Here is a 19,477-nt window from a genome sequence, read left to right on the forward strand (position 1 = left end):
CCGCCGGCCCACCGTAGTGGGTCGGCGCGACACCGGGCGGGGCGGGTCAGCCGACGGCGGTGGCCCGCACGACGACGTTGTCGGAGTAGTCGCGGGACCGTTCGTCGAACCGCCCGCCGCAGGTGACCAGGCGCAGCGTCGGTCCCGGTCCGCCCGGCCCGTAGACCAGCGCGGTGGGGAAGTTCCGCTTCGGGTACGCCCCGACGCCGTCGACCGCGAACCGCACCACCCGCCCGTCGGCGCGGGTGATCCGGACGGTGTCCCCGGGGCGCAGCCGTCCCAGGTCGAAGAAGACCGCCGGCCCGTCGCGGGTGTCGACGTGCCCGACGACGACGGCGTTGCCCGCCTCGCCGGGGCTGGCCCCGGGCCGGTACCAGCCGGCGACGGTGGGCCGGTCCAGCGGCGGCACCTCGAGGGTGCCGTTCGGGTCGCCGGCCACCGGCACCAGGTCGGCGTGTACGCCGATGGCGGGGATGTCGATGCGGACCGGGGTGGAGCGGGGCAGGGCCGGGACCGGGGAGCGGCTGGTGTTGCCGCCGCTGACGTCGATGCTCGGCTGGGGTGGTCCGACCGGTCCGAGGGTCAGCCCGGCGGCGATCAGGGCGATCCCGGCGGTGCCGCTGAGGGTGACCGCGGTGACGGCGGCGCGGGTCCGGCCCGCCCACTCGCGTACGCCCATCGCCCGTCCTCCCCGACGTCCGATGTGGTCGGGGTGCCCGTACCGGTTCGGTGCGGGCACCCGTCCCCAGGGATGGTGTGGCGCGTCGTCGACCGACGCCTGTGGTGTGGTCAGGCGGCGGTGCCCGCCGCCGCCCGGCGTCGGCGGCGCAGCAGCACGGTGGTGCCGAGCGCGGCGGCCCCGGCGAGGGCTCCTCCGGCGGCCAGCAGGCCGGTGTTGCCGGTGCCGCCGCCGGCCCCGGCGGGTGCCGCGCCGATCGGCGTGACGGTGAAGGTGGCGCTGCCGGCGGAGCTGCCGTCGCCGCAGGTGGCGGCCACGGTGTAGGTGCCGAGGGTGAACCCGGCGGTGAAGAGTTCGGCGCTCAGCCCACCGCCGGCTGCGGCGGTGGTGGAGCGGACGTTCTGGTCCCGGTCCGGGCCGGTGACGTGGAAGATCACGTCACCGGACTTCGGGTTACAGGTCGCCGCGGTGAGCACGACCGTCCCGCCGACCGGCGTGGTGGCCGGCGACACCGTGGTGTCCGCGAGTGCGGCGGTCGGGAGCAGGAGCGTGCCGAGGCCCACGCCGAGCGCCGTGGATACGAGAACCTTCTGTGCCTTCATACGCGTCTTCCCTCACTTTTCGTCCGCTGTCTGCGTGGGACGTCGTTCGGGTGGCCAACTCCGTAACTAGCACCGGTGTGCCCAACACTAGGAGGGATGGGCCCTCCTACCGGGGTAAATGAGAAATCTTCGTTGCCGTCACGTGTTTTCCCGTCCGCCGGAGAGCGGCGGAATTGCCGGGACACCGCGGACAGCCGCGCCCACCTCACAACCCAGCCTCCTAGGATGCTCTAGGGGTAGTGACCAGCACGCCACGCGCACAGTCGACGAACCCGCCGACCTGTGCGCAGGGGTCAGCGGCGGCGGGCCTGGAGGGTGTAGGTCTGGGGGAGCCGCCACGGGCGTTCGGTCAGCCGCCACTCGCCGTGCTCGTCGCGGGTCTGCCGCCCCGGCAGCGCGTCCCAGGGGGCGCTGTCGTGCTCGTGCAGCATGGTCAGCTCCAACCCGGCGTCGAGCAGGGCGGTGACCACCTCGCCGAGCCCGTGGTTCCACTCATGGGTGGTGTTGTGGGTGAAGGTGGCCTCGGTGCTCACGTAGGTGCCGCCCTCGTCCCACACCAGCGGTTCGGCGCGCTCGAAGTACGGGTGCTCGACCGCCAGCACGCCGTCCGGGCGGGTCTCGTCCAGGGCCCACAGCATCGGGTGCCCCTCGCGCAGGAACAGCCGCCCGCCCGGACGCAGCAGGGCGGCGACCACGCCCGCCCAGCGGCGGATGTCCGGCAGCCAGCACAACGCGCCGACCCCGGTGTAGACCAGGTCGAAGCCGCCGACGCCGAGCACGTCGGGCGCGTCGTACACGTCGGCCTGGACGAAGTCGACGGCCGCGCCGGTGCGCCCGGCCAGCGACCGGGCCTCAGCCAGCGACGCGCCGGAGAAGTCCAGGCCGGTCATCCGTGCGCCGAGCCGGTGCAGCGACACGGTGTCGGTGCCGATGTGGCACTGCAGGTGCACGCCGCGCAGCCCGGCCACGTCACCGAGGCGGGGCAGGTCGAACCGGACCACCTCGCTGAGGTGGGCCGGGTCGGCGGCGAACCGCTCCACGGCGTAGTCCGGGGAGGCGGCGTGGGCGGCGGCGCGGTCGTCCCAGCTGGCCCGGTTGAGGGTGCGGTAGTCGGTGCCGGGCGTCTGCCGGCCCGGCTCGTCGTCGTCGGTCACCGGCTGACGGTGGCAGATGCGGCAGGTCGGCTCAACGGCAATTCGGGGGCCGGTCTCGTCCGGGCCCGGTGGACGGCGGTGGGTGTCAGCGCTGCCTGGTAGGTTGCCGGCCCGTGACGGGGGAGGGACTGGACGCCCGGTTCGGCAGGCTCTGGGCGGCGACCACGCTGTCGGCGCTGGGCAGCGGTATGGCCACGGTGGCGGCCCCGCTGTACGCGGCGGCCCGCAGTGACGATCCGCTGGTGGTCGCCGCCGCTGCGGGCGCGGCCTGGCTGCCCTGGCTGCTGTTCGCCCTGCCCGGCGGGGTCCTGGCCGACCGGCTGGACCGGCGGCGGTTGATGGTCGTCATCGACTGGGTGCGGGTGGTCGCCCTGCTGGCGCTGGGCGTGGCGATGCTGGCCGGACGGGCCGGGATTCCACTGCTGTACGCCGTGCTGTTCGTGGCGAACACCGGTGAGATCGTGTTCCGGTCGGCCAGCCAGGCGATGCTGCCGACGATCGTGCCCACGGCCCGGCTGGAACGGGCCAACGGCTGGCTCGGCGGCGGCACCACGGTGGCCCAGAGAATGCTGGCGGGCCCGCTCGGCGGGTTCCTGTTCGTCCTCGCCGAGAGCCTCCCGTTCCTCGCCAACGCCGGCACGTACGCGCTCAGCGCGGTGCTCATCGCCCTGATCGGCGGGTCGTTCCGGGGCGGCGGGGACGCCGTCCCGACGGGGACCCGGTCGGTGCGGGCGGAGATCGGCGCGGGCTTCCGGTTCCTGATCGGCCAGCGGCTGCTGCGGGTGATGGCCGTGCTGATCGGCCTGCTCAACCTCACCCTGACGGCCGCGATGGCGGTCCTGGTGCTGGTGGCGACCGAACGTCTCGGCCTGGACTCCGTCGGCTACGGGCTGCTGTTCACCAGCCTGTCGGCCGGCGGGCTGCTCGGCGCGGTGGTCGGTGACCGGCTCATCGCCCGGGTCGGTGCCACCTGGACGGTACGGGTCGGGTTGCTGGTCGAGGCGGGGCTGCACCTGGCGTTGGCCGCCTCGACCAGTGCCTGGCTCGTCGGGTCCGCGCTGTTCGCGTTCGGGGTGCACGGGGCGCTGTGGGGGATCGTGTTCCACTCGCTGCGGCAGCGGCTGACCCCGTCCGAGCTGCGTGGCCGGGTCGGTGCGACGACGCTGTTCGTCGCGGCCGGCGGCAACTGCGCGGGCGCGCTGCTCGGCGGGGTGGTGGCCGGCAGGTTCGGGCTGACCGCGCCCTACTGGACGGGGTTCGTGGTGGCCCTCGTCGTCGCGGTGGCGACCTGGCGGGTGTTCGACCGTGCCGCCGTGGCCGCCGCCTACGCCGGTACGCCGTCCCGGTCGGCCGCCGCACCCGGTGCGGTCACCGGGTGAGTCGGGCGGGGAGCCCATCCGCACGCCGTCAGGCGGGGACGGGCAGCACGGTCCGCTCGGCGGCGCTGCGGTGCGCCAGCTCGATCAGTTCCACCGTGCGTACCGCGTCCCGGGGGTCCACCGGTAGTGGTCCGTCGCCGCGTAACGCAGCCTCGACCTGGGCGTAGAAGTCCTGGTAGCGGCCCGGTTCGGTGGGTGTCGGGCGGAGGTCGTCGCCCGCACCGAGCAGGCCGTACCGGTCGGGGGTGACCTCGCCCCAGCCGGGTGCGTCGGGCCGGCCGCCGTGGCGCAGCGCGTCCTCCTGCCCGTCGAGGCCGTGGCAGGTGTATCCGGCTCGGTCGCCGAGTACCCGCAGCCGGGGGCCGAGTTGGGCGGTGACCGCGCTCATCCACAGGTGGGAGCGGACTCCGCCGACGTGGGTGAGCGCCACGAACGCGTCGTCGTCGACCTGCGCGCCGGGGCGACGCCGGTCCACCTCGGCGTAGACGGTGTCGACCGGGCCGAACAACTGCACGGCCTGGTCGACGAGGTGCGCGCCGAGGTCGTAGAGGACCCCACCGGCGTCGGCGGGGCTGCCGCCCTCCCGCCAGCCGGCCCGGATCTGCGGCCGCCAGCGTTCGAACCGGGACTCGAACCGGGTCACCCGACCCAGCGCGCCGTCCTCGACCAGCCGTCGTACGGTGCGGAAGTCGCCGTCCCACCGGCGGTTCTGGAACACGGTCAGCGGCACGCCCCGGCGGTCCGCCTCGTCGACCAGGGCGCGGGCGTCGGCGGCGGTGGCGGCGAGTGGCTTGTCCACCACGATGGGCAGCCCGGCGGCGAGCGCCGCCCGGGTGTGGGTGACGTGGGAGCTGTTCGGGGTGGCCACCACCACCAGGTCGAGGGTGTCCGGGTCGGCCCACAACGCCCCGGCGTCGTCGACGACCCGGGCGTCGGGGTGCTCGTCGGCGACCTGCTGCCGGCGCTGCGGGTCGGCGGTGACGACGGCGGCCAGCCGCAGCCCGCCGGTGGCGGCGATCAGCGGGGCGTGGAACACCCGGCCGGCGACGCCGTAGCCGAGCAGCCCGACCCGCAGGGGGTGCCGCGTGCGGTCCGTCATGTTGGTTCCCCGATCGTCGCCGCCGGTCGTCCGGTCCCACCGAACCTACGCGCCGGTGGGTGCGGGGCCGGTGTCAGGCCGGCGTCGGGTCGGTCACCCAGCCGGCGACCAGCACCAGGCCGGTGGGGCGGTGCACGGCGAGGAAGCCGAACGGCCGGTCGACGTCGAGGCGTACCCGTCGCCGTCGGACGGTGGCGCGGGGGGCCGCGCCGCCGGCCCGCATGGCCAGAGCGGTGACGGCGGCGGCCCGTAGGCCGGTGGCGGTGAACTCGGCGTGGGTGCTCTGCCGGGCGGCGGAGACCGACAGTCGGGGGCTGATGTCGGGGAAGTGGTCGCCGTCGCGGGCGGCGGTGGCGAGGCCGAACAGGTCGGCGTGGTCGAGCAGGTCGTGTTCGCCGGTCACGGTGAATCCGACGGTACGTACCAGCAGCTCCGGCCGGTCGTCGTACCCGTCGACGGTGTCCTCGGTGACGCCGGGTCCGGCCGGTGCGGGCAGGGTCGCCGGGTGGTCGAGCGCCCCGATCGCGGCCGGGAGGACCCGGGCGGCGGGTTGCCCGTCCGGGCCGAGGGCGAGCAGCACGTCGACGTCGGCATCCCCGGGGACGGTGAGCAGGCTGACCGGGCCGGCGGCGGTGTCGGCGACCCGCAGTGTGGCCGGGTCGCCGCCGCCCCGGTGCAGTCCGGCCAGGGTGCGGCCCTGCCACGGCCCGGTCGTCGGCCGGTAGGGGGCGGGGTGGAACGGGGTGGCCCAGTCGACCAGCACGCTCAGCGCGGTGGCCAGCACCAGCGCGGTGCCGGGCCCCACCGGGACGGGCATCCGGGTGATCAGGCCGTTGGTGTGGTCGTGTGCCCACCGGTCGAGTCGCGGCTGGTCGACGGTCGGGTCGCCGGTCAGCTCGCCCCGGGTCGCGGCGTCCATCTCGGTCAGCCAGCGGCGGCCCAGGGGCAGCCCGGCGCGGGACCAGAAGCCGGCCGCGAGGCGGGTGGTGGGGGAGTCGACCGGGGTGACCGGGGTGGGGGCGACGGCGTGCAGTTCGTCGCGGGCCGGGCCGGTGGCGAACCGGGCGAGCTGGGCGAGCAGCGGGTACACCCCGACGCCGGACAGGACGGTCTGGCGGTCGTCCAGTCGGGACGCCCAGCGGGCGGTGAGGGTGTTGGCGGACGGGGTCATGGGGCGGGACGCTACCCGGCCGCCGCTCCGGCGCCACGGTGCACGGTCGGCGGCACGGTGGGGCGGTCGCGGGCCGGGATGCGGGTGGCGCGTGGTGGGAGGGGTCCGTGCCTGCGGCCCGGCCGGGGTGTGACAGCGTGACCTGGTGGGTGTGCGGGAGGTCGACCTGGCCGTCGTCGGTGGTGGCGGGGCCGGTTCGCTGGTGCTCGCCGCGCTGGCCCGGCACGAGCTGCCGGGGCTGCGGGTCGCCGTGGTGGACCCGGTACGCAAGCGCGGCCAGGACCGCACCTGGGCGTTCTGGGGCATCCCCGGCGGTGATCTGGAGCCGATGCTCAGCGCCAGCTGGTCGCGGGTGGAGGTGACCACCGCGGCGGCGACCCGGGTGCTGGAGCTGACCCCGCTGCGGTACGCGATGCTGCGGTCCGCGCCGCTCTACGAGCGGGCTGCCGAGGCGGAACGGCGGCTCGGCGCGACCCGCCACGACGTGGCGGTGGGGGCGCTCGACGACGACGGCACGGCGGTGACGGTGCGCGACACCGACGGGCGGGCGGTGCTGCGGGCCGGTTGGGTGCTCGACTCGCGTCCGCGTCCGCCCCGCCGGCCCGGCCGGACGGCCTGGTTGCAGCACTTCCGGGGCTGGTGGTTGGAGTCGTCGACGCCGGTGTTCGATCCGGGGCGGGCGGTGCTGATGGACTTCCGCACCCCGCAGCCGGCCCGGGGGGTGTCGTTCGGTTACGTGCTGCCGGTCAGTGACCGGTACGCCCTCGTCGAGTACACCGAGTTCTCCCCGGCGGTGCTCACCGACGCCGGCTACGACGCGGGCCTGCGCGGCTATGCCGGCCTGCTCGGGCTGGACCTGGCGGCGCTGACGGTGCGGGAGGTGGAGGACGGGGTGATCCCGATGACCGACGCGCCGTTCGACGGCCGCCCGTCGCCCCGGGTGGTGCGCCTGGGCACCGCTGGTGGGGCGACCCGCCCGTCGACCGGGTTCACCTTCTCGGCGATGCACCGGCAGGCGGGGCAGGTCGCCGCGGCACTCGCCGCCGGCCGTGCGCCGGTGCCCCGGCCGGCGTACCCGGGGCGGCACCGGTGGATGGACGCGGTGGCGTTGCGGGCGTGGGACTCCGGGGCGGTGGGCGGGCCGGAGTTCTTCGACCGGCTCTTCGACCGGAACCCGGCGTCGCGGGTGCTGCGGTTCCTCGACGGGGCGACGAGCCCGGCGGAGGACGTGGCCCTGATGCGGTCGAGTCCGCTGCTGCCGATGACCTCGGCGGTGGTCGGTGACGCGGTGGGCCGGCTGCGCGCCCGGCTGAGCCGGCGCTGAGCCGGGGCGGCGGTCAGCCGGCGGCCCGGACCGCGTCGCGGATCAGCGTCCGTAGGCCCTCCATCGGGTCGCCGTCGTTCGCGCCGAGCCGGTTGCGGGTCGCCGCCACCGACAGGCCCAGCTGCGGGTACGCGTAGGCGAGGCTGCCGCCGCTGCCGGAGGTGCCGAACGAGCCGTCGTCGTCGACGGCGTAGCCGAGGCCGAACGCCATCTCCTGCCCGAACACCCACTCGACGCCCCGGACGGCGACGGCGCTGACCTGGCGCAGCCGGTCGGCGGAGATCAGGCGTACTCCGTCGACGTCGCCGATGAGTGCGGCGTAGAGCCGGGCGGCGGCGCGGGCGGTGAGGGTGCCCACGGCGGGCACGTCGGCGCGCAGCACGTCGGGTCGGCTGCCGATGGTGGCGTCGGGGCGGACTGCCGGTGGGGCGACGGCGTCGAAGTGCGGCAGGTGGGCGGAGGCGAACGCCATCAGGTCGGCCAGGCCGTTGTCCTCCAGGACGGCCAGCCGGGGCAGGTCGGCGTCGGGCACCCCGAAGAACAGTTCCCCGGTGACGCCCAACGGGGCGGCGACGTCCTCGGCGAGGACAGCGGAGACCGTCCGGTCGGTGGCCCGGCGGACCACCTCGCCGACCAGCCAGCCGTACGTCCACGCGTGGTAGGCGATCCGTTCGCCGGGTGCCCAGCGGGGCTCCGCGTCGGCGACGAGGGCGCACATCCGGTCCCAGTCGGTGAAGTCGGCGGGGGTGACGTCGGCGGGGAGGGCGGGGACCCCGGCGGTGTGGGTGAGCACGTGTCGCAGGGTGACGGTGTGTTTGCCGTGCCTGGCGAACTGCGGCCAGACGTCGGCGACGCGCAGGTCGTAGTCGAGCCGGCCCGCTTCGGCGAGGACGTGCACGACGCTGCTGGTCAGGCCCTTGCCGGTGGAGACGCTGAAGATCGGGGTGTCGGCGGTCAGCGGCCGGCCGGTGGCGGTGTCGGCGGTCCCGGCGGTCTCGTCGATGATCAGCCGCCCGTGCCGGTAGGCCGCCACCTGCACGCCCGCCTCCCGGCCGGAGTCGACGAGCGTGTGCAGGGTCCGGCGTACCTCGGCCCGGAGGGCGTCTTCGTCGATGGTCACGGTCGCCGACTCTGCCAGAGCCGGTCCGGGGTCGCCGCCGCATTTCCGGTCGGTGCCGGCGACGTCGGGTCGCCGGGGTCCGTGTCCCTGCGGCGGTGTCCGGGTGGGGTGCCGGTAGGTTCGGCGGCATGGTGGACGGGGTGGTGGAGATCTGGACCGACGGGGCGTGCAGTGGCAACCCGGGGCCGGGGGGTTGGGGTGTGCTGCTGCGCTATGGCGGGCACGAGCGGGAGCTGTGCGGTGGCGAGGCCACCCCGACCACCAACAACCGGATGGAGCTGACCGCGGCGATCGAGGCGTTGGAGGCGTTGACCCGGCCGGCCACGGTACGGCTGCACACCGACAGCACGTACGTGCGCAACGGCATCACCAGTTGGCTGGCGTCGTGGAAGCGTAACGGGTGGCGTACCGCGGCGAAGCAGCCGGTGAAGAACGCCGACCTGTGGCAGCGGCTGGAGGCGGCCTGTGCCCGGCACGAGGTGAGCTGGCACTGGGTGAAGGGGCACAACGGTCATCCGGAGAACGAGCGTGCCGACGCGCTGGCCAACCGGGGGATGACGCAGGCGCGGGCGGGGGTGGGCGTCGCCCGCTGAGCCCCGGGCCGCCGTGCGCCGACGCCCACCGTGTGGCCGCGACCGCGCCGGGGCCGGTGGCGGCGTGCTACTCGGTGGGCGGGTGGGCGGCCTCCTCCTCGGCGGGGTCGCCCGCACCGGAGACCGCGGCCACGTCGTAGCCGGCGCGGCTGGTCTCCCGGGCCGACAGGTGTTCCTCGGCGGGCAGGTCGGCGAAGTCGTCGCCGGTGTCCCCGCCGTCGCCCAGCGACTCGCCCGGCGGGCGCAGCGACGCCTCGTACGCCGGCACGCCGTCCGGCTCGTCGGTGTCGGCCCGGTCGGTGCGTGGTTGTTCCGTCATGCCGACCTACCTGCCCGCCCTACCGCCCGGCAAACCCACCCACCGGGGGCCGCCGTCAGCGGCGGGGGCGGCGCGGCCGGCGGGCCGGGGTGAGCGGCACCACCGTGGTCCAGTGCGCGGGGCGGCGTAGCCGTGTCGGCAGGGCGGTGTGCCGGTCACCCCGGGCCGCCTCAAGCTGGGACTGGTGCAGGAACAGGGTGTCGGACAGGTCGGCCCCGCGCAGGTCGGTGCCGCGCAGGTCGGCGCCGGTGACGTCGGCTCGGCGCAGGTCTGCTCGGCGCAGGTCCGCGCCGAGCAGCCGGGCCCCGCGCAGGTTCGCCCCGACCAGGTCCGCGCCGCGCAGGTCCGCGCCGAGCAGCAGCGCGCCCCGTCGGTCGGCCCCGCCGGTGCCGGCACGGGCGGCTTCGCTGGCCGCCGCGAGCAGCGGGTTCACCAGGTCGCGGTGGGCGTCCACGTCGACCGTGGCCAGTTCCTGCCCGGTGCCGCCGGCCAGCGTGTCGGTGGCGTCGCGGGCGGCGCGCAGCTCGTCGTGCAGCGGGCCGGCGGGGGTGAGGGTGAGTGCCTCGGTGAGATACCAGAGCAGTTCGTGCAGGGGCCGGGTGACGGTGAACGCGGCGAACATGCCGGCGGCGGTGGCCGGGTCGGTGCGCCAGTCCCGGCCGGCGAAGGTGACCTGGCTGACCCGCTGGCCGGCGCCGAAGCAGTCGAACACGACGCAGCCGGGGTAGCCGCGTTCGCGCAGCTCGTCGTGGATGCCGCAGCGGGAGTCGGCGCGCAGGTGGTGGCAGGCGCGGCCGGCGGGTTTGTCCCGGGCGAAGTCGGCGGAGGCGGCGAACGCCGGGGCGACGCAGCACAATCCGACGCAGCGGGCGCAGTCCGCCCGCAGCCCGGTGGTGTCGGCCATGCTGTCCGTCGTCTCCCTCGTACGGTGGTGGTTGCCGGCACTGTCCGGGCCGGTCCGCCCCGGCCATTGTCCGCCGGGCTCCGGACCGCCGATCGGGAGGGTCCGCCCGCCGATCGGGGCGACGGGTACGGCCGGGCGGTCCGGGTGGACGGGAGGGTCAGCGGCACCCGCCGCCCCGGGAGGGTGGGATAGGGTCCGGTCACCGCCTCGGACCCGGGAGTTGCGATGTCCACCGACCACGTCGACGTGCTCATCGTCGGCGCGGGGCTGTCCGGTGTCGGTGCCGCCTGCCACCTGCGACGCACCTGCCCCGACACGACGTACGCGGTCATCGAGGCGCGGGACGCGGTCGGCGGCACCTGGGACCTGTTCCGCTATCCGGGCGTACGCTCCGACTCGGACATGTTCACCCTCGGCTACGCGTTCCGCCCGTGGGCCGCACCGCAGGCCATCGCCGACGGCGACACCATCCTGCGCTACGTGCGCCAAACCGCCAGGGAGTACGGCCTCGAGGAGCACATCCGGTTCCGGCACCGGGTGCGTCGCGCCGAGTGGGACAGCAGCACCGCCCGCTGGACGGTCCACGTGCACCGCGACGACACCGCCGAGGACATCGTCCTGACCTGCGGATTCCTCTTCTCCTGCACCGGCTACTACCGGTACGACGCCGGTTACACCCCCGACTTCCCGGACGTCGGGCGGTACACGGGCCGGCTGGTGCACCCGCAGCACTGGCCCGACGACCTCGACCACACCGGCCGGCGGGTGGTGGTGATCGGCAGCGGGGCCACCGCGGTGACCCTGGTGCCGGCGCTGGCGCGGCGCGCCGGGCACGTCACCATGCTGCAGCGTTCCCCCACGTACGTGATCGCGTTGCCGGCCCGGGACCGGCTGGCCGACGTGCTGCGCCGCCGGCTGCCCGCCCGCGCCGCCCACCGGCTGGTACGCGCCAAGAACGTGCTGTTCGGCACCGTCAACTACCAGCTCGCCCGACGTGCGCCCCGGATGGTGCGGGCGTTCCTGCGGCGGGCCGCGAAGGGTCGGCTGCCCGCCGGGTACGACGTGGACAGGCACTTCTCGCCCCGCTACGACCCGTGGGACCAGCGGCTGTGCGTGGCACCCGACGGTGACCTGTTCGAGGCCCTGTCCGCCGGCCGCGCCTCGGTGGTCACCGACACCGTCGAGGCGTTCACCCCCGGCGGTGTCCGGCTCGGCTCCGGCGTCGAGCTGCCCGCCGACATCGTGGTCACCGCCACCGGCCTGCAACTGCTCGCCTTGGGTGGGATGACCCTCAGCGTCGACGGTGTCGACGTCGATCTCGGCGCGACGGTGGCGTACAAGGGGATGATGCTCTCCGGGGTGCCGAACTTCGCGTTGACCATCGGCTACACCAACGCCTCGTGGACGTTGAAGGCCGACCTGGTCGCCACCTACGTGTGCCGGTTGCTGCGTCACCTGGACGCCACCGGCCAGCAGGTCGTCACCCCGGTCGAGCCCCCTGACGGCGACCTGTCGCCGCTGATCGACTTGCGGTCCGGGTACGTGCTGCGCAGTGTGGACACGCTGCCCCGGCAGGGTGCCCGCGCGCCGTGGCGGCTGTACCAGAACTACCTCCGCGACGTCGTGCTGATGAAACACGGTCGGCTCGTCGACGAGGGGGTGCGTTTCTCCCGGGCGACCGCCGACACCCCGGTCGGCTGAGCCCGTCACCCCGTCCTATCGTCTCTTTCCCGCAGCAAGGAGGCCGCGTGCGTAACTTCGACTTCACGGCCGGGACCGCCGTGGTCACCGGTGCCGCCAGCGGAATCGGCGAGGCCCTCGCCCACGGGTTGGCCCGGCGTGGCAGCGACCTGGTCCTGCTCGACCGCGACGGCGACCGGCTCGACGCGGTGGCCGCCGCGGTCCGGGCCGCGCATCCCGGGCGTCAGGTCGACACCCACCTGGTCGACCTGGCCGACCTGTGCACCACCGCCCGGGTCGCCGAGGAGGTCATGGCCCGGCATCCCCGGGTCCGGTTGCTGGTCAACAACGCCGGGGTGGCCCTCGGTGGCCGTTTCGACCAGGTCACCATGGACGAGTTCCACTGGGTCGTCGACATCAACTTCCGGGCGCCGGTGCAGCTCACCCACGCCCTGCTGCCGGCGTTGCGGGCCGAACCCGGCGCGCACCTGGTCAACGTGTCCAGCCTGTTCGGGTTGATCGCCCCGGCCGGGCAGACCGCCTACGCGGCCAGCAAGTTCGCCCTGCGGGGCTTCACCGAGGCGCTGCGGCACGAGTTGGCCGACGACGGCATCGGGGTGACGTCGGTGCACCCCGGCGGCATCGCCACCCGGATCGCCCGCAACGCCCGGGTCGGCGTCGGGGTGCCCCGCGAGGAGTTCGACGCGGCGCGGCGGCAGTTCGAGAAGCTGCTGTCCATCCCTGCCGAACAGGCCGCCGAGGTGATCCTGCGCGGTGTCGAACGTCGACGCGGCCGGGTGCTGATCGGCTGGTCGGCGAAGCTGCCCGACCTGCTGGCCCGGGTCGCGCCCGGCTCGTACGGCCGGCTGGTCGCCGCTGGGGTCCGGCTCGCCGGTGGTCCGGGCCCACGGTCGGTGTCGACCGCCCGGGTGGCGGCCCCGGTGCCGGCGGAACTGCCCGCCGGTGAGGTCGCCTGACCACCGGCCGGGGCACGACGCCCCCGACGGCCGGGACGGTGGCCGCGGGAGGACGGCCGGTCAGGGCGGGTTGCCGCCCCGCTTCTCCTCCTGCGCCAGCACCGCCTCCCGGCGTTCCGGGTCGTCGCGGGCGGCCAGTTCCGCGGCCAGCCGCGGGTCGCCGACCAGCCGTTCCCGGTTGTGGTGCAGGAACGCCGCGAACCCGCCGGTGTACGGGCAGGCGAGGTCGCCGAGTTCCCGGTCCGGCTGGTAGCGGCAACCGGTGCAGTAGTCGCTGATCTCGTCGATGTACCGCCCATCCACGGCGTACGGGCGGGTGTCCACCCGGGCCAGGTCGGCGTACTGGCTCATGCCGAGCACCGTCGTGTTCATCACCCACTCGGCGCCGTCGACGAAGCTGCGCTGGAACCAGTCGACCAGTTCGGTGGGCCGCCAGCCGCGCTGCAACGCGTGGTTGCCGAGCACCAGCAGCCGCTGGGCGTGGTGCGCCCAGGCCCGGTCCCGCACCCCGGCGAGCACGTCGGCCAGGCAGCGTGCCTCCACCGCGTCGGCGTCGAGGTCCTCGAACCACTGCGGCAGCGGTTCGGTGGCGGCGAGCCAACCGGTGCCCCGGTAGGGCGGGTCGACGTACCAGTAGAGCTGCCAGAGGAACTCCCGCCAGCCGAGCACCCCCCGGACGAACGCCTCCACCGAGGCCAGCGGGGCGTCGCCCGACCGCCACGCCGCCTCCGCCCGGGACACCGCCGCCGCCGGGTCGAGCAGCCCGAGGTTGAACGCGGCGGAGAGCATCCCGTGCGCCAGCACCGGGTCCTCGGCGCTCATCACGTCGCCGTAGCGGCCGAACGCGGGCAGCCGGTGCCGCAGGAAGTGGGTCAGCCGGTCTTCGGCCTCGCTGGCGGTGGCCGGATGCGAGCGGGGGGCGTCCCGGCCGACGAACCGCACCCCGTCGCGTTCCCACCGGTCCAGGTCGGCCCGCACCTCGGCGTCGATGTCGTCCTCGACGATCGGTGGTGGCGGCGGCACGTCCAGGGTGCGCCCGGGCGGGGCGGTGCGGCCACGGTCGGCCGGACCGGGGCTGGTGAGCACACCGTGGCGGCGCTTGGCGTAGCGGTAGAAGTCGACCATCCGCAGGGGGCCCCGCCGGGGCCGGTCCGCCCAGTCGGTGAAGTCGGCCCGGTCGGTGATGAAACCTCGGGGCGGCAGCACCGTCAGCCCCGGCACGGACCTGACGAAGTCCCGGGTCGCCCTGGTGCTCGGGTGGCAGACCTCGACCGGGCCGTCGACGGCCGCCAGGGCCTCCCGGAACGTCGCGGTGCGCAGCAGCACCGCCCGGTCGCCGAGTTCGGCGGCGCGGTGGCGCAGCGCGCTGAGGATCAGGTGCGCCTTCTGCCGGTGCAGCCGCCGACGCCGGAACAGGTCGGCGACCTCGACCAGCAGCACCGGTTGCTGGTCGTCGTCCAGGAAGTGCGGCCCGAGTTGATCGGCGAGCAGCCACCGGCGGGGAGACATGCGTCGATTGTGCCCAGCCGTCCGGTCACCCCACGTGCCGGGGTCGATCGGTCGCGGTGATCGCCCCTGCCAGCCCGCCCGGCGACGCGCCGTCGGGCCGGGTGCGTCGGGCAGTGGCGCGGGCCACCGTCGGCGCACCCGCCGCCGCCCGCCGCCCCGACGCCGACGCACCATGGTGGTATGACGGATCGTCGTACGCGGATGTCTTGCTGCCGCAGCACGCCGCCGACCAGCCGGTCCCCGGCCCGCTACGGCGACCACGCCGGCCGGGCCGGCGCGGCGGGCGTCGGCCCGGCACGCCGGTGAGCGTGGCCCCCGCACCCACCGTCCGGCGGGCCACCGTGGTCTGGTCGGTGGCCGTCACCGCCTACCTGGCGGCGGTGTTCCACCGCAGCTCCCTCGGGGTGACCGGGGTGGAGGCCACTGACCGGTTCGCCATCAACGCCTCCGCCCTCGCCGTGTTCTCGGTCGCCCAGCTCGCCGTGTACGCGGCCATGCAGATCCCGGTCGGCATGCTGCTGGACCGGTACGGCTCCCGCCGGCTGCTGCTGGCCGGCGGGACGCTGATGGTCGCGGGGCAGCTCTGCTTCGCCGTCGCCACCGACGTCCGGCTCGCCGTCGCCGCCCGGGTGCTGGTGGGCCTCGGCGACGCGATGACCTTCATCAGCGTGCTGCGGATCGTCGCATTCTGGTTCCCGGGCCGCCGCAACCCGCTGCTGGTGCAGCTCACCGGCATGGTCGGTCAGCTCGGTGCGATCCTCGCGGCGGTGCCGCTGGTGGCGCTGTTGCACCGGGCCGGTTGGACCCCGGCGTTCCTGGTCGCCGCCGGGCTGGGGGCGACGGCGGTGCTGCTGGTGCTCGTCGCCGTCCGGGACGCCCCGCACGTCGGGCCGGGGGTGGCGGTCACCCCCGCCCTGTCCGCCGTGCGGCGGGAACTCGCCGCGGCCTGGGCCCAGCCGGGTACCCGGCTGGGCCTGTGGACGCATTTCGTCGCCCAGTTCTCCGGGGCCGTGTTCGCGCTGCTGTGGGGTTACCCGTTCCTGGTGCAGGGGCAGGGGTTGACGCCGACGGCCGCCGCGTCGCTGCTCAGTCTGATGACGGTCGGGACGCTGGTCGCCGGGCCGGTGGTCGCCCACCTGTGCGCCCGGCACCCGTTCCACCGTTCGGCGCTGGTCCTCGTGGTCACCGCGGCCAGCGCCGCGGTCTGGGCGGTGGTGCTGGCCTGGCCGGGCCGTTCGCCGTACTGGCTGTTGGTGGTGCTGGTGCTGGTGCTCGCCCTGGGCGGCCCCGGCGCGGTGATCGGTTTCGACTACGCCCGCACGTTCAACCCGGTGCACCGCATCGGCAGCGCCATCGGCATCGTCAACGTCGGCGGGTTCGTCGCCTCGATCGTGCTGGTGCTGGCGATCGGGGTGGTGCTGGACCTGACCACCCCGGCCGGCGCGTCCGATCCGCCGCTGTCGGCGTTCCGGTGGGCGTTCGCGGTGCAGTACCTGCTCTGGGCGTTGGGCGCGGTCCAGGTGCTGCGCTACCGCAACGCCGCCCGCAGGTGGGTGCGGGCCACCGACCCCGGCCCGTCGGTGACGGCGGTGTGCGTACCGCCGGGGGAGCGGCCCGACGGCGGCGGTGAGCGGCCGGCGGGTGGCGGGTCCGGCGGACCGATGGGTCGGGCGGCATGATCGCGGTAGGTTCGGCGGTGAGCGGGACCCATCCGGCCGTCGGGCCGGCAGGCAGGGAGGACACAGCGTGAGCCAGGAAGTCCGGGGCGTCATTTCACGGAGCAAGGGCGCTCCGGTCGAGGTCACCACGATCGTGGTGCCCGACCCGGGGCCCGGCGAGGCGGTGGTGCGGGTGCAGTCCTGCGGGGTCTGCCACACGGACCTGCACTACCGGGAGGGCGGCATCAACGACGACTACCCGTTCCTGCTCGGCCACGAGGCGGCCGGGGTGGTGGAGCAGGTGGGCGAGGGCGTCACCGACGTCGCGCCCGGCGACTTCGTGGTGCTCAACTGGCGTGCGGTCTGCGGGCAGTGCCGGGCCTGCCGCCGGGGCCGGCCGTGGTACTGCTTCGACACCCACAACGCCGCCCGGAAGATGACGCTCACCGACGGCACCGAGCTGACCCCCGCCCTGGGCATCGGCGCGTTCGCCGAGAAGACCCTGGTCCACGCCGGCCAGTGCACCAAGGTCGACCCGGCGGCCCGGCCCGCCGCCGTCGGGCTGCTCGGCTGCGGCGTGATGGCCGGCCTCGGTGCGGCGATGAACACCGGGCAGGTCACCCGGGGTGACTCGGTGGCCGTCATCGGCTGCGGCGGGGTCGGCGACGCGGCGGTCGCCGGAGCCGTCCTGGCCGGCGCGACCACGATCGTCGCGGTGGACACCGACGCCCGCAAGCTGGACTGGGCGCGCAGGTTCGGCGCCACCCACACCGTCGACGCCTCCGCCGAGGACGCCGTGGAGGCGATCCGGGCCGCCACCGGCGGGTTCGGCGCGGACGTGGTGATCGACGCGGTGGGCCGACCGGAGACCTGGAAGCAGGCGTTCTACGCCCGGGACCTCGCCGGCACCGTGGTGCTGGTCGGGGTGCCCACCCCGCAGATGACCGTCGACCTGCCGCTGCTGGACGTGTTCGGCCGGGGCGGCGCGCTGAAGTCGAGCTGGTACGGCGACTGCCTGCCCAGCCGGGACTTCCCGCTGCTCACCCAGCTCTACCTGCAGGGTCGCCTCGACCTGGACGCCTTCGTCACCGAGGAGATCGCCCTGGACCAGGTGGAGGCGGCGTTCCACCGGATGCACGACGGGGACGTGCTGCGGTCGGTGGTGGTGTTCCCGTGATCCGGGTCGACCACGCCGTCACCTCCGGCACGTTCTCCCTCGACGGGCAGACCTTCGACGTCGACAACAACGTCTGGGTCGTCGGCGACGACACCGAGTGCGTGGTGCTGGACGCCCCGCACGACGTGGCCGCGATCCGTCGGGTCGTCGGCGACCGGCGGGTGGTGGCGATCCTCGCCACCCACGCCCACGACGACCACGTCCGGGTCGCCCCGGAACTGGCGAAGGTCACCGACGCGCCGATCCTGCTGCATCCCGCCGACCGGGTGCTGTGGGATCTGGTGCACCCCGGGCTGGCCCCGGACGGGGAGCTGACCGACGGGCAGGAGATCACGGTCGGGGACACCGTGCTGCGGGTGCTGCACACCCCCGGGCACAGTCCCGGCGCGTGCAGTTTCCACGCTCCGGCGCTGGGGGCGGTGTTCACCGGGGACACCCTGTTCGCCGGTGGTCCGGGGGCCACCGGCCGGTCGTACAGCGACTTCGCCACGATCGTGGAGTCGATCCGGACCCGGCTGCTCACCCTGCCGGCGGACACGGTGGTGCACACCGGGCACGGCGACGACACCACCGTCGGCGCGGAGGCCCCCCACCTGCAGGAGTGGTTGGCCCGCGGCCACTGAACCGCGGTGGCCGGGCGGCGGGTGCCGCCCGGCCCCACCGGCCTAGGATCGGCCGGGTGACCGACGACGACCGCCCTCCGGGCGTACGACAGCTGCGCCTGGTGGTGGAGGCCGAGGACTACGACGCGGCGGTGGCATTCTTCCGGGACGCCCTGGGCCTGCCTGAGCAGGCCGCGTACTCCGGTGCGGGGGAGGCCCGGGTGGTGATCCTGGAGGCGGGCCGGGCGACCCTGGAGATCGCCAATCCGGCGCAGAAGCGGATGATCGACGACGTCGAGGTGGGCCGTCAGGTGGCCCCGAGGCTACGGCTGGCGGTCGAGGTGGACGACGCCGCCTCCGTGACCGGCCGGCTGGTCGCCGCCGGGGCCACCGAGGTCGCCCCGCCCACCGTCACCCCGTGGCACTCGCTGAACTCCCGCCTCGACGTGCCCGCCGGCCTTCAGCTCACCGTGTTCCAGGAGTTGCAGGATCTCGACGAGCGGTCCACCGCCGACGGCTTCGGCATCGACGGCTGACGTCGGCGCGGAGGCGTCCGCCCGGGACCTGCCGCCGCCCGGTTCCGCCGTCCTGACCCGGTCCACGCCCGCTGGGCGTTGTCGCGCCGCATGGGCGGCTTGTCCGGTATGAGGCCCCGGGGTGTGGGTTGCCGGTGACCCGGGCCACAGCCCGACGTGGCGTGCGCATTTCCGGAATGACGGACAGGGGCGGTGGGTTGTGTTCCCCGTACGCCGGTCAGCACACCTCCGGCCGGCGGGGCAGATCCCCCGAGGCCCGCTCACCCCGGAGCGCGTCGCCACGATCGAAAGGGCAACCATCGTGAAGCCTGACTTCACTCGATGGCTCCCGGCCATCGCGAAGGACCGCAGGACCGCACTGAGCATCGCCGGCGTCGCCGCCCTCGGCGGCCTGGCGTTCGGGCCGGCCGCCGTGGCCGCCCCCGTCACCAGCGGCCCCCACGAGGGCGCCCGCGCCGCGATCGACCTGGCCACCGGCAAGGGCCGGCAGGGCGTCACCGTCGAGTCCGGCCTGACCACCGGCACCCCCACCACCGAGGTGCCGGCCGGCAAGCCGAGCACCGACGACCTCATCCCGCGCGGCGTCGAGGGCGCCCAGTCCCGCGTCCCGCTCGACGACGCGCAACTCGCCAACGCCAGGGAGATCGTCGCCGAGGCCAAGCGCAGCGGCGTGGGCGAGCGCGGTGCGGTGATCGGCGTGGCCACCTCGTTGCAGGAGTCCAAGCTGTACAACCTGGGGCACCTCGGCGCGTACAACGACCACGACTCGCAGGGCCTGTTCCAGCAGCGCCCGTCGTCGGGGTGGGGCACGCCCGAGCAGGTCACCGATCCGCGGTACGCCTCCCGGGCGTTCTTCGGCGCGTTGAAGAACGTGCCCGGCTGGGAGGACCTGCCGCTGACCGCCGCCGCCCAGACCGTGCAGGTCTCGGCGTACCCGTACGCGTACGCCCAGTGGGAGCAGCAGGCGGCGGACATCGTCCAGCAGCTCTGGTGA

19 protein-coding genes are annotated in these 19,477 nt (G+C 75.0%); 10 read left to right on the forward strand and 9 right to left on the reverse strand.

The window, feature by feature from the left end:
• Positions 1–46 precede the first annotated feature (46 nt).
• From JQN84_RS19015 to JQN84_RS19025, 3 genes are all read right to left on the reverse strand, one after another.
• Complete coding sequence (locus JQN84_RS19015) at positions 47–679, reverse strand: class F sortase (RefSeq protein WP_204959736.1); 633 nt, start codon at positions 677–679, stop codon at positions 47–49.
• A gap of 110 nt (positions 680–789) precedes the next feature.
• On the reverse strand, positions 790–1,281 hold the full coding sequence (locus tag JQN84_RS19020) for a hypothetical protein (protein ID WP_204959737.1): 492 nt from the start codon (positions 1,279–1,281) through the stop codon (positions 790–792).
• Between the two features lie 293 nt (positions 1,282–1,574).
• Complete coding sequence (locus tag JQN84_RS19025) at positions 1,575–2,435, reverse strand: class I SAM-dependent methyltransferase (protein WP_204959738.1); 861 nt, start codon at positions 2,433–2,435, stop codon at positions 1,575–1,577.
• Between the two features lie 113 nt (positions 2,436–2,548).
• On the opposite strand from JQN84_RS19025, the gene JQN84_RS19030 reads away from it, so the two are divergent.
• Entirely contained in the window at positions 2,549–3,814 is a 1,266-nt protein-coding gene (locus JQN84_RS19030; protein ID WP_204959739.1) for an MFS transporter, read from the forward strand.
• A gap of 28 nt (positions 3,815–3,842) precedes the next feature.
• On the opposite strand, the gene JQN84_RS19035 is transcribed toward JQN84_RS19030, so the two are convergent.
• Both JQN84_RS19035 and JQN84_RS19040 read right to left on the reverse strand, forming a co-directional pair.
• Positions 3,843–4,913: a Gfo/Idh/MocA family oxidoreductase gene (locus JQN84_RS19035; protein ID WP_204959740.1), complete on the reverse strand. Its 1,071-nt coding sequence runs from the start codon at positions 4,911–4,913 to the stop codon at positions 3,843–3,845.
• A gap of 73 nt (positions 4,914–4,986) precedes the next feature.
• Entirely contained in the window at positions 4,987–6,084 is a 1,098-nt protein-coding gene (locus JQN84_RS19040; RefSeq protein WP_204959741.1) for a serpin family protein, read from the reverse strand.
• Positions 6,085–6,229: 145 nt separating this feature from the next.
• On the opposite strand from JQN84_RS19040, the gene JQN84_RS19045 reads away from it, so the two are divergent.
• Entirely contained in the window at positions 6,230–7,408 is a 1,179-nt protein-coding gene (locus JQN84_RS19045; protein ID WP_204959742.1) for a lycopene cyclase family protein, read from the forward strand.
• A 13-nt stretch (positions 7,409–7,421) separates the two neighbouring features.
• Here the strand turns inward: JQN84_RS19045 and JQN84_RS19050 are convergent, their stop codons facing one another.
• On the reverse strand, positions 7,422–8,528 hold the full coding sequence (locus JQN84_RS19050; RefSeq protein WP_204959743.1) for a serine hydrolase domain-containing protein: 1,107 nt from the start codon (positions 8,526–8,528) through the stop codon (positions 7,422–7,424).
• A 128-nt stretch (positions 8,529–8,656) separates the two neighbouring features.
• On the opposite strand from JQN84_RS19050, the gene rnhA reads away from it, so the two are divergent.
• On the forward strand, positions 8,657–9,121 hold the full coding sequence (rnhA, locus tag JQN84_RS19055; protein WP_204959744.1) for a ribonuclease HI: 465 nt from the start codon (positions 8,657–8,659) through the stop codon (positions 9,119–9,121).
• Between the two features lie 67 nt (positions 9,122–9,188).
• On the opposite strand, the gene JQN84_RS19060 is transcribed toward rnhA, so the two are convergent.
• Together JQN84_RS19060 and JQN84_RS19065 are read right to left on the reverse strand one after the other, a co-directional pair.
• Entirely contained in the window at positions 9,189–9,440 is a 252-nt protein-coding gene (locus JQN84_RS19060) for a hypothetical protein (RefSeq protein WP_204959745.1), read from the reverse strand.
• Between the two features lie 55 nt (positions 9,441–9,495).
• Positions 9,496–10,344 carry a pentapeptide repeat-containing protein gene (locus tag JQN84_RS19065; protein WP_204959746.1) on the reverse strand — a complete coding sequence of 283 codons (849 nt, stop codon included), beginning with the start codon at positions 10,342–10,344 and terminating at the stop codon, positions 9,496–9,498.
• A 225-nt stretch (positions 10,345–10,569) separates the two neighbouring features.
• On the opposite strand from JQN84_RS19065, the gene JQN84_RS19070 reads away from it, so the two are divergent.
• Entirely contained in the window at positions 10,570–12,045 is a 1,476-nt protein-coding gene (locus JQN84_RS19070; protein ID WP_204959747.1) for a flavin-containing monooxygenase, read from the forward strand.
• Positions 12,046–12,092: 47 nt separating this feature from the next.
• Positions 12,093–13,001 carry an SDR family NAD(P)-dependent oxidoreductase gene (locus JQN84_RS19075; RefSeq protein ID WP_204959748.1) on the forward strand — a complete coding sequence of 303 codons (909 nt, stop codon included), beginning with the start codon at positions 12,093–12,095 and terminating at the stop codon, positions 12,999–13,001.
• Positions 13,002–13,061: 60 nt separating this feature from the next.
• On the opposite strand, the gene JQN84_RS19080 is transcribed toward JQN84_RS19075, so the two are convergent.
• On the reverse strand, positions 13,062–14,510 hold the full coding sequence (locus JQN84_RS19080; RefSeq protein ID WP_204959749.1) for a cryptochrome/photolyase family protein: 1,449 nt from the start codon (positions 14,508–14,510) through the stop codon (positions 13,062–13,064).
• Between the two features lie 56 nt (positions 14,511–14,566).
• Between JQN84_RS19080 and JQN84_RS19085 the strand changes: the two genes are divergently transcribed.
• The 5 genes from JQN84_RS19085 (at position 14,567) to JQN84_RS19105 (ending at position 19,477) form a co-directional block, all read left to right on the forward strand.
• Positions 14,567–16,189, forward strand: a complete 1,623-nt coding sequence (locus JQN84_RS19085; protein ID WP_281897446.1) for an MFS transporter — start codon at positions 14,567–14,569, stop codon at positions 16,187–16,189.
• A gap of 67 nt (positions 16,190–16,256) precedes the next feature.
• On the forward strand, positions 16,257–17,345 hold the full coding sequence (locus JQN84_RS19090) for an S-(hydroxymethyl)mycothiol dehydrogenase (RefSeq protein ID WP_204959750.1): 1,089 nt from the start codon (positions 16,257–16,259) through the stop codon (positions 17,343–17,345).
• Positions 17,342–17,968, forward strand: coding sequence for an MBL fold metallo-hydrolase (locus JQN84_RS19095; RefSeq protein ID WP_204959751.1), 627 nt, complete (start codon positions 17,342–17,344; stop codon positions 17,966–17,968). The genes JQN84_RS19090 and JQN84_RS19095 overlap by 4 nt, the downstream gene beginning before the upstream one ends.
• Positions 17,969–18,024: 56 nt before the next feature.
• Positions 18,025–18,483, forward strand: a complete 459-nt coding sequence (locus JQN84_RS19100; protein ID WP_307821323.1) for a VOC family protein — start codon at positions 18,025–18,027, stop codon at positions 18,481–18,483.
• Between the two features lie 301 nt (positions 18,484–18,784).
• Positions 18,785–19,477, forward strand: a complete 693-nt coding sequence (locus tag JQN84_RS19105) for a hypothetical protein (RefSeq protein ID WP_204959752.1) — start codon at positions 18,785–18,787, stop codon at positions 19,475–19,477.

It is taken from the genome of Micromonospora humidisoli, from assembly GCF_016900955.1.
GTDB lineage: Bacteria > Actinomycetota > Actinomycetes > Mycobacteriales > Micromonosporaceae > Micromonospora > Micromonospora wenchangensis.

What these genes read in the sequence shown, in the direction of transcription:
- JQN84_RS19015 (WP_204959736.1), bottom strand. Translation starts at nt 679, where the DNA reads ATGGGCGTACGCGAGTGGGCGGGCCGGACCCGCGCCGCCGTCACCGCG.
- JQN84_RS19020 (WP_204959737.1), bottom strand. Translation starts at nt 1,281, where the DNA reads ATGAAGGCACAGAAGGTTCTCGTATCCACGGCGCTCGGCGTGGGCCTC.
- JQN84_RS19035 (WP_204959740.1), bottom strand. Translation starts at nt 4,913, where the DNA reads ATGACGGACCGCACGCGGCACCCCCTGCGGGTCGGGCTGCTCGGCTAC.
- JQN84_RS19040 (WP_204959741.1), bottom strand. Translation starts at nt 6,084, where the DNA reads ATGACCCCGTCCGCCAACACCCTCACCGCCCGCTGGGCGTCCCGACTG.
- rnhA (WP_204959744.1), top strand. Translation starts at nt 8,657, where the DNA reads ATGGTGGACGGGGTGGTGGAGATCTGGACCGACGGGGCGTGCAGTGGC.
- JQN84_RS19060 (WP_204959745.1), bottom strand. Translation starts at nt 9,440, where the DNA reads ATGACGGAACAACCACGCACCGACCGGGCCGACACCGACGAGCCGGAC.
- JQN84_RS19065 (WP_204959746.1), bottom strand. Translation starts at nt 10,344, where the DNA reads ATGGCCGACACCACCGGGCTGCGGGCGGACTGCGCCCGCTGCGTCGGA.
- JQN84_RS19070 (WP_204959747.1), top strand. Translation starts at nt 10,570, where the DNA reads ATGTCCACCGACCACGTCGACGTGCTCATCGTCGGCGCGGGGCTGTCC.
- JQN84_RS19080 (WP_204959749.1), bottom strand. Translation starts at nt 14,510, where the DNA reads ATGTCTCCCCGCCGGTGGCTGCTCGCCGATCAACTCGGGCCGCACTTC.